The 2,149-nt window shown below is 57.2% G+C and carries 4 protein-coding genes; all 4 read left to right on the top strand.

Annotated features, from left to right (window positions below; genetic code table 11):
• A partial coding sequence (locus AC1DPF_RS18925) for a cytosine permease (RefSeq protein ID WP_477962937.1) occupies window positions 1–758 on the top strand: 758 nt, incomplete at its 5' end.
• Between the two features lie 61 nt (window positions 759–819).
• Window positions 820–1,599, top strand: coding sequence for a cyclase family protein (locus tag AC1DPF_RS18920; protein ID WP_477873405.1), 780 nt, complete (start codon window positions 820–822; stop codon window positions 1,597–1,599).
• Between the two features lie 184 nt (window positions 1,600–1,783).
• The gene (locus tag AC1DPF_RS18915; RefSeq protein ID WP_477873407.1) at window positions 1,784–1,993 is read left to right on the top strand and encodes a hypothetical protein; all 210 of its coding nucleotides are present in this window, start codon (window positions 1,784–1,786) and stop codon (window positions 1,991–1,993) included.
• Between the two features lie 31 nt (window positions 1,994–2,024).
• A partial coding sequence (locus AC1DPF_RS18910; RefSeq protein WP_363828282.1) for an NAD(P)-binding domain-containing protein occupies window positions 2,025–2,149 on the top strand: 125 nt, incomplete at its 3' end.

The following is a 2,149-nucleotide window of genomic DNA, read 5'->3' as shown; positions in this document are numbered from 1 at the left end:
GAGACGTGGGGATTTCGACGCTGATCGGCCTCCTGTCGTTGGATGTCGGAATGCTCTGGCTTGGCGGCATCATTATGTATGCCGGCGGCCCCGCGCTTGTTGATTTCTATACGCAGACTGCCGGAATGAGCCATGAGGCCGCACAAAGGGCGTCGCTCGAGAGCCCGGACAGCATTGTGGCCGCCTTCGTGGTTCTAGGCGGCGCAATGGGTGCCTGGCTGCTGGTTCTCGCACAGGGCAAGACCCAGGTTCTGAACAACTACGCCGCCTCGCTTTCTCTATCCAACCTGTTCGACGCACTTAATTTGCGAATGAGCCGGTTGACCTTTGTCATCCTCGCAAACGTCCTCGGGCTCCTGATGCTCTACGGGAGTATCCTGGAATTGATCAATTCCTGGGTCACTATATTGGGGGTGCTGGTGACGGCCTTCGCAGGGATTATCGTCGCGGACTATTATATTGTGAAGACGCTGCTCCGCAAAGAGTCGAAGACTATCCCGGCTGAGGCGGAGAATATGAATTGGGCAGGGGGCGTTACACTGCTGGTCTCTGCGTTCGCCGCCCACTATGTTCTCGCACGCGTCATGCCGATTGAGGCGATAACGACCCTCATCATCTCTATCACGCTTTATCCGCTGCTGCGCACGACGGTTCTGAAGCCGACAGGTAGCGGGATTGGCCGCATTCCCGAGGCCATCGATGATCCGGTCATCGCCATGGCGGGCGTTCCCGCAGTGTCTCCAAATCGGGTCTCTTGACGACCTCAAGGCCAATTTGAGAAAACTTGCAAAATTCTACCGAAAACCAGAGGAGAATATCATGTCACTCCTGAACCAATTGGCTACGGCTCTCTCGAATGGATCGGTGGAGATAATCGACCTCACCCATACCCTTGAGGAACGTACGCCGATCTTCAAACTGCCTGACCAATTCGCTCAGCAAATACAGGTTTTCCGACTGGAAGAAATCTCCCGCTTCGACGAGCGCGGGCCGGACTGGTACTGGAACAATATTCACTGCGGCGAACATACCGGGACGCACTTCGACGCGCCTGCGCACTGGATTTCTGGCCGGCATTACGAAGATGGTGCGACGGACACCATTCCCGTCAGGAAGTTCATCGCTCCCGCCTGCGTGATCGACGTTTCCAATCGCGCGGGGGAGGATGAAGAATTTGTAACCACCATGGACGACATTGAGAAGTGGGAAGCCGAACATGGCCGTATTCCCGCCGGTTCTTGGGCCCTCATCCGCACGGGATGGTCATCCCGCAATTATACCGATCGGTTTCTCAACATGCGCGAGGATGGCGGTCACTGGCCGGGCAACCATCCCGATGTTGCCAAATTCCTGGCCCATGAGCGCGACGTTATCGGCATCGGTACCGAACCTGTAGGAACGGATGCCGGTCAGGGCGCCACCTTTTCCCAGCCGAATCCTTGCCACCATTACATGCATGGAAGCAATAAATTTGGCCTGTCGAGCCTTGCAAACCTGCATCTCCTGCCTCCCACTGGCTCAATGCTGATCACCCCACCGCTCAAGATCAAGGACGGTTCGGGCAGCCCCTTGCGCGTGTTGGCGCTGGTCGAACGTTAGGCCGCGCCATAAAGCGGCCGCCGGCATTTGCTGGCGGCTGGCGGCTGGATTTGTGCCAGGTTTGCACGAGACAGCCTCGGGTCATCCCGCCTGATATCACGGTGCATTGATCAGAAGGCGTGTGCCCCCGGCCTACTTTCATGGACATCACGCGCAAGGACTGGTCGATGAGCTTGATCCTCGCATGACAGCAGTGGTCGATGATGTCCTCGCAGGATTTGGAGAGCGTGAAAGCGAGCTACCCTGCATGAATTGCCAGACCTTTCGAGCGGTTTGGGTTCTGGTGCATCCCATCAATGTATCGCGCAAATGGCTCTGGCATATAGGCGGAAGCGAATGGCCGGTCTTCTGGGCGCTGTGTTGCGCGGTGGTCGGCATTTACGGCTCGCATTGATGCGCGGGCGTGATGAATACGGAGCTTTATTGTGAAGGTAGTTTTCATAGGTCTTGGACGCATGGGCCAGGCAATGGCCCGGCGGCTGCTGGATGCGGGCCATGATCTTGTGGTCTGGAACCGTACGCCGGATCGGCTGCGCGAACTGCTTGACCT

It is taken from the genome of Rhizorhabdus sp. P4_G6 (assembly GCF_056401045.1).
The sequence above is the reverse complement of the archived record's forward strand: the minus strand, read 5'-3'. Positions and strand labels throughout refer to the sequence as shown.

Bases quoted from the DNA above. Each gene is read 5' to 3' on its own strand.
- AC1DPF_RS18920 (WP_477873405.1), top strand. From the start codon at position 820: ATGTCACTCCTGAACCAATTGGCTACGGCTCTCTCGAATGGATCGGTG.
- AC1DPF_RS18915 (WP_477873407.1), top strand. From the start codon at position 1,784: ATGACAGCAGTGGTCGATGATGTCCTCGCAGGATTTGGAGAGCGTGAA.